The sequence below is a fragment of the Streptomyces sparsus genome (genome assembly GCF_054776295.1).
In genome coordinates, this window is sequence record NZ_BAAHCA010000221.1 from 1 (window position 1) to 6,266 (window position 6,266).

Genomic DNA, 6,266 nt, shown 5'->3' on the forward strand with positions numbered 1-6,266 from the left:
GGCGCCGCGCCGCGGCGGCCCGCGTCGTAGGCTGCCGGCATGGGAACAGCGACACGGCCGATCGCGGTCTTCGACCTGGACGGCACCCTGAGCGACGCCCGGCACCGCCTGCACTTCGTGGCGCCGGGCCGCAAGGACTGGGACGCGTTCTTCCGGGCCGCCCGGCAGGACCCGCCGCTGGCGGAGGGGGTCGCGCTCGCCCAGCAGTGGGCCCACGAGTGCGACCTGGGATACGTCACCGGCCGCCCCGAGCGCTGCCGGGAGGACACCGAGCTGTGGCTCGCCGAACAGGGACTGCCGTCCGGCGACCTGTGGATGCGCGGCGACGGTGACCGGCGTCCCGCCCGCGTGACCAAACCGGCCCTGCTGGAGCGCCTGGCGGCCCGGCGGCCGGTCGCGGTGGTCGTCGACGACGACCGCGCGGTGTGCGCGGAGTACCGCAAGGCCGGCTTCCACGTGGTGTTCGCGGACTGGATGCCGGAGGCCGCGCCGCTCAGGCAGGCCCAGCACGAGGGCAGGACCTGAACGACCTCGTCGCACCCGCGAACGTCCCTCCGTGCGGCCGTCGCTTTCCTACTGCGGACGGTGCCGCCCGCGGCGCACCGCCGCTGAGTGGCCACGGCTGCCCCGGGACCGGCCGGGCCTCCTCCCTGGGACCGCCGCGCCGCGGGCCTCCGGAGCCCGGTCGCTTCCGGACGCCCCGGTGGAGCTCTCCGACGCAGGCCCCGGCCCGGCCCGAGACCACGGACCCCCTTTGTCCTCGGTCGGGAAAAAGTCTGCCTCGATTGCTGCACAACTTCTTCCCACCCCGGCGGTCCGCTGCTACGTTCCCGTGAAAGCCCCGGCGTGGCCGACTCGCCGGGCGTCAACAGGCACACGTTCCCCGGTCGTCACAGGGGGAGGGAGGGGCAGCGTGAGGCGCATGACGGCACGACCCGGCAACGCCCATCAGGCGCGGCTGCTCCGGCTGCTGCGTGACGGCGGGGCCAACTCGCGGGCCCAACTGGGCGACCAGGTGGAGCTCTCGCGATCCAAACTGGCCGTGGAGATCGACCGGCTGCTGGAGACGGGCCTGGTGGTCGCCGACGGCCTGGCCGCCTCCCGGGGCGGGCGCCGCTCCCACAACGTGCGACTCGCACCGCAACTGCGGTTGCTCGGCGTGGACATCGGTGCCACCTCGATCGACGTGGCCGTCACCAACGGCGAGTTGGAGATCCTCGGCCACCTCAACCAGCCCATGGACGTCCGCGAGGGGCCCGTCGCCGTCTTCGAGCAGGTGCTCACCATGGCCGCCAAGCTCAGGGCCACCGGCCTGGCCGAGGGCTTCGACGGCGCCGGGATCGGCGTGCCGGGCCCGGTGCGGTTTCCCGAGGGCGTGCCGGTCGCACCGCCGATCATGCCCGGCTGGGACGGTTTCCCCGTGCGGGAGGCGCTCAGCCAGGAACTCGGCTGCCCGGTCATGGTCGACAACGACGTCAACCTGATGGCGATGGGCGAGCAGCAGGCCGGAGTGGCCCGCAGTGTCCGGGACTTCATCTGCGTCAAGATCGGCACCGGCATCGGCTGCGGCATCGTCGCAGGCGGTGAGGTGCACCGCGGTACCACCGGCAGCGCGGGCGACATCGGCCACATCCAGGTGGAACCGGACGGCCGGCAGTGCGCCTGCGGCAACCGCGGCTGCCTGGAGGCGCACTTCAGCGGCGCCGCCCTCGCCCGGGACGCCGAGACCGCCGCGGCCGACGGCCGTTCCCAGGAACTGGCCGTCCGACTCGCGGCGGCGGGTCGGCTCACCGCGGCCGACGTGGCCGCCGCCGCGGCAGCCGGGGACACCACCAGCCTGGATCTCATCCGGGCCGGCGGCACCCGCACCGGCCACGTCATCGCCGGCCTGGTCAGCTTCTTCAACCCCGGCCTCGTGGTGATCGGAGGTGGGGTGACCGGCCTCGGCCACACCCTGCTCGCCAGTATCCGCACCCAGGTCTACCGCCAGTCGCTACCACTGGCGACCGGCAACCTGCCCATCGTCCTGGGAGAACTCGGCCCGGCCGCAGGCGTCACCGGCGCCGCCCGCCTGATCAGCGACCACCTGTTCTCCCCGGCCTGACCGCACCACCGGGCCCCGGCCCCGCACCGCCGCACGACCGCACCGCCCCCTGAGCCGCACCACCGCACGACCCGCACCGCCCGAGCCGTACCGCACCGCCCGAGCCGCACCACTCGCCGAAGCACGCACCGCCGAGGCCAGCACCACCGAAGCCGCACCGCTGTCGCGCCGTCGCCGTAGGACGCCGCACCCGTACCCCGTCGTACCCGCACCCGCTCCCGCCGCACCCGCAAGCCGCACCGGTGATCAGCCCTGCCCGCTCACCGGCGGCACGCCGAGGAGGCATGCCATGGCGTCCCCACCCGACGCACCCGTGCTCACCATGACCGGAATCACCAAGACCTTTCCCGGCGTTCGCGCCCTGGACGGCGTCGACCTCGACGTGCTGCCCGGCGAGGTGCACTGCCTGCTGGGCCAGAACGGCGCCGGCAAGTCCACGCTGATCAAGGTGCTCTCCGGCGCCCACCAGCCGGACGAGGGACACATCACCTGGCGAGGCGAACCGGTCACGCTCAGCTCGCCCAGCGCGGCGACGGCGCTCGGTGTGGCGACCATCTACCAGGAACTGGACCTGGTGGAGGGCCTGTCCGTCGCGGAGAACGTGCACCTGGGACACGAACCGGCTGCGGCCGGCTTCGTCCGGCGCCGACAACTCGTCGCCTCGACCGCCGAGTTGCTGCGGAAGTTGGGGCACCCCGAGATCGACCCGGGGCGGAGCGTCGGCTCACTGTCCGCGGCCGGACGGCAGATCGTGTCGATGGCCAGGGCGCTCTCCCACGAGGTCCGACTGATCGTGATGGACGAGCCGTCGGCCGTGCTCGACTCCGACGAGGTCGACAACCTGTTCCGGATCGTCGGTGAACTCACCGCGGACGGGGTCGCGGTCATCTACATCTCACACCGGCTGGAGGAGATCCGCCGGATCGGCGACCGGGTGACGGTGCTGAAGGACGGGCGGGCCGTCGCCCGCGGCCTGCCGGCCCGCACCACGACCACCCGGGACGTGGTGGCGCTGATGACCGGCCGCGACGTCGCCTACGCCTTCCCCGCCCGCGCGGAGGCCGCGCGTCCCGACGCCGAGCCTGTGCTGCGGGTCGAACAGCTCACCAGACAGGGGGAGTTCGCGCCGCTGGACCTCTCCGTGCGGGCCGGTGAGATCGTCGGCCTGGCGGGTCTGGTCGGCTCCGGACGCTCGGAGATCCTGGAGACCGTCTACGGCGCCCGCCGTCCCACCTCGGGACGGGTGCTGGTGGACGGGCGCCCGCTACGTCCGGGAAGCGTCGGCGCGGCGGTACGCGCCGGGCTCGGCCTGGCCCCGGAGGAACGCAAGGCGCAGGGGCTGCTGCTGCTGGAGTCCGTCACCCGCAACGTCAGCGTCTCCTCCCTCGCCAGGTTCTCCCGCGGCGGCTGGCTCGACCGCGACGCCGAACGGTCCGCCGCGCACGCCCGGACCCGTGACCTGTCCCTGCACCCGGACGACCCCGACCGGCCGGTGCGCACCCTCTCCGGCGGCAACCAGCAGAAGGCGGTACTGGCGCGCTGGCTGCTGCGCGGCTGCAAGGTGCTGCTGCTGGACGAGCCGACCCGCGGCGTGGACGTCGGCGCCCGGTCCGAGCTCTACGCCCTGATCCGCCGGCTGGCCGCCGACGGCGTGGCGGTGCTGCTGGTCTCCAGTGAACTCCCCGAAGTCCTCGGCCTGGCGGACCGGGTGCTGGTGCTGCGTGAGGGGCAGGTCGTGCACACCGCCGCCGCCCGGGACCTCACCGAGCATCGTGTGCTCGACCTCGTCATGGCAGGTTCCCACGACCCGGAAGGCAGGCCAACGTGCTGAATTCCCCGCCCTCCCTCACCAAGGCGGGACCTCCCGGCCCGCCGCCCGGCGCCGCTGGCGGCCCGGCCCGCGGTGGACCGCTGGCCCGGTTCGTCGACGTGCGCAACCTCTCCCTGCTCGGCGTGCTCGCCCTGCTCGTCGTGGTGGGGGCCATCACCCGACCCGAGCAGTTCCTGAGCACCGGCAACCTGCAACTCATCCTGACCCAGGCGTCGGTGATCGGCGTGGTGACGGTCGGAGTCACCTTCGTGATCATCGGCGGCGGCATCGACCTGTCGGTGGGCGCGATCGTCGCGCTGGCCTCGGTGTGGGCGACGACGGTGGCCACCCAGGAGTTCGGTCTCGCCGGCATCCTGATGTGCGCCGTCCTGGTGGGCGTCGGCTGCGGCCTCGTCAACGGCGTGCTGATCGCCTACGGGCCGATGGTGCCGTTCATCGCGACGCTCGCCATGCTGGCCGCCGCCCGCGGTCTCGCGCTGCAACTCAGCGAGGGCAAGACCCAGATGGTCACCGTCCAGCCGGTGCTGTCGCTGGGCGAGCGCGACTCGTACGTGCTGGGCATCCCGCCGCTGGTGCTGGTCTTCGCGGCCGTCACCGTCGCCGGCTGGCTGATCCTGGGGCGGACGACGTTCGGCCGGCGCACCGTCGCCGTGGGCGGCAACGCCGAAGCGGCCCGGCTGGCGGGCATCGCCGTCAAGCGGCAGCGCCTGATGCTCTACCTGCTGTCCGGGCTGTGCTGCGGCATCGCCGCCTTCATGCTCATCGTGCTCACCGGCTCCGGACAGAACACCAACGGCAACCTCTACGAGCTGGACGCCATCGCCGCGGCGATCATCGGCGGCACCCTGCTCAGCGGAGGCCGGGGCACCATCACCGGTTCGGTGCTCGGCGTGCTCGTCTTCACCACCATCACCAACCTGTTCGCCCTCAACAACCTGCAGAGCGCGTCCCAGCAGATCGCCAAGGGCGCCATCATCGTCGCCGCGGTGCTCCTCCAGCGCCGTTCGCGCGCCGACCATCCCTGACCCACCCAGCGAAGCCTTCCCCGAAGGGTCGTGTGCCGTGAATCCAGCACCGAAGAGAAACCCAGCCACCCGTTCGTCCCTCCCCAGCCGACGAGGCCTGCTGCTCGGTTCGGCCGCGGCCTCCGCCGGCGTCCTGCTCGCGGGCTGCACCAGCAACGAGAGCAACGACAGCAAGGCCTCCGAGTCCGGGCAGGCCCAGGCCGCCGACGACAAGCCCGGCAAGCAGGTCACCATCGGCTTCGCCGGCCCGCAGGCCGACCACGGCTGGCTGAACGCCATCAACGAGCAGGCCGAGAAGCGTGCCGCGCAGTACGAGGACGTCACGCTGGAGATCACCGAGGGCTCCAACGACAACGCCCAGCAGATCGGCCAGATCGAGACCCTGATCAACAAGAAGGTCGACGTCCTGGTGGTGCTGCCCTCCGACGGCAAGGCCCTCACCCAGGTCGGGCTGAAGGCCATGCGGGCGGGAGTGCCGGTGGTCAACCTCGACCGGATCTTCGACTCGCCGCAGGCCTACCGCTGCTGGATCGGCGGTGACAACTACGGCATGGGGCTGAACGCCGGCCGCTACATCGGCGAGCAGCTGAAGGACAAGCGCAACGCCCGGGTGGTCGAACTCGCGGGCCTGGACAACCTGGAGCTCACCCAGGAGCGCACCCGCGGCTTCGACGACGCGCTGAAGAACTACCCCAACATCAAGAAGGTGGCCCGGCAGGCGGCCGAGTTCACCGTCGAGTCCGGCCAGTCCAAGATGGCGCAACTGCTGCGCGCGGCACCGGAGTTCGAAGCCCTCTGGAACCACGACGACGACCAGGGCGTGGGCGCCGAGCGCGCCATCAAGCAGGCCGGTCGGGACGAGTTCCTGATGGTCGGCGGTGCCGGGTCCAAGCACGCGATGGAGGCCATCAAGGCCGGAAACAGCGTGTTGCGGGCGACGGTGCTCTACCCGCCGACCATGGCCGCCTCCGCGATCGACCTGGCCAGGGCGCTCGCCCAGGGCAAGGGCGTCAGCGGACTGTCCGAGTTCGAGATCCCCGCCTCACTGACCCTGTACTCGGCCGTCGTGACCAAGGACAACGTCGACGAGTACATGCCCACCGGTTTCAACTGACAGGGGGACTTCCATGCAGCACGACACCTCCGCGCCGCCGCTCGGCGTGGGCATGGTCGGCTACGCCTTCATGGGTGCCGCCCACTCGCAGGGCTGGCGCACCGTCGGCCGCGTCTTCGACCTGCCGCTGCGGCCCGTCATGGCCGCCGTGTGCGGACGCGACCCGGCGGGCGTCCGCGCCGCCGCCGACCG

The 6,266-nt window shown here is 72.4% G+C and carries 5 protein-coding genes and 1 pseudogene; all 6 read left to right on the forward strand.

The features are described from left to right. Window positions 1–39 precede the first annotated feature (39 nt). The gene (locus ACYVE9_RS12670; RefSeq protein ID WP_461027908.1) at window positions 40–525 is read left to right on the forward strand and encodes a phosphatase domain-containing protein; all 486 of its coding nucleotides are present in this window, start codon (window positions 40–42) and stop codon (window positions 523–525) included. Window positions 526–922: 397 nt separating this feature from the next. Next, window positions 923–2,104, forward strand: coding sequence for an ROK family protein (locus tag ACYVE9_RS12675; protein ID WP_461027909.1), 1,182 nt, complete (start codon window positions 923–925; stop codon window positions 2,102–2,104). Between the two features lie 289 nt (window positions 2,105–2,393). Then, entirely contained in the window at window positions 2,394–3,935 is a 1,542-nt protein-coding gene (locus tag ACYVE9_RS12680; protein WP_461027910.1) for a sugar ABC transporter ATP-binding protein, read from the forward strand. Beyond that, on the forward strand, window positions 3,929–4,960 hold the full coding sequence (locus ACYVE9_RS12685) for an ABC transporter permease (protein ID WP_461027911.1): 1,032 nt from the start codon (window positions 3,929–3,931) through the stop codon (window positions 4,958–4,960). Before ACYVE9_RS12680 ends, ACYVE9_RS12685 begins: the two co-directional genes overlap by 7 nt. A 37-nt stretch (window positions 4,961–4,997) precedes the next feature. Next, window positions 4,998–6,074, forward strand: coding sequence for a substrate-binding domain-containing protein (locus ACYVE9_RS12690; protein WP_461027912.1), 1,077 nt, complete (start codon window positions 4,998–5,000; stop codon window positions 6,072–6,074). A gap of 13 nt (window positions 6,075–6,087) precedes the next feature. After that, window positions 6,088–6,266, forward strand: a pseudogene (locus ACYVE9_RS12695) (gfo/Idh/MocA family oxidoreductase); the annotation flags it as partial.

Excerpts from the sequence above, each read along its gene's own strand:
- ACYVE9_RS12670 (WP_461027908.1), top strand. The coding sequence starts at position 40 with ATGGGAACAGCGACACGGCCGATCGCGGTCTTCGACCTGGACGGCACC.
- ACYVE9_RS12680 (WP_461027910.1), top strand. The coding sequence starts at position 2,394 with ATGGCGTCCCCACCCGACGCACCCGTGCTCACCATGACCGGAATCACC.
- ACYVE9_RS12675 (WP_461027909.1), top strand. The coding sequence starts at position 923 with ATGACGGCACGACCCGGCAACGCCCATCAGGCGCGGCTGCTCCGGCTG.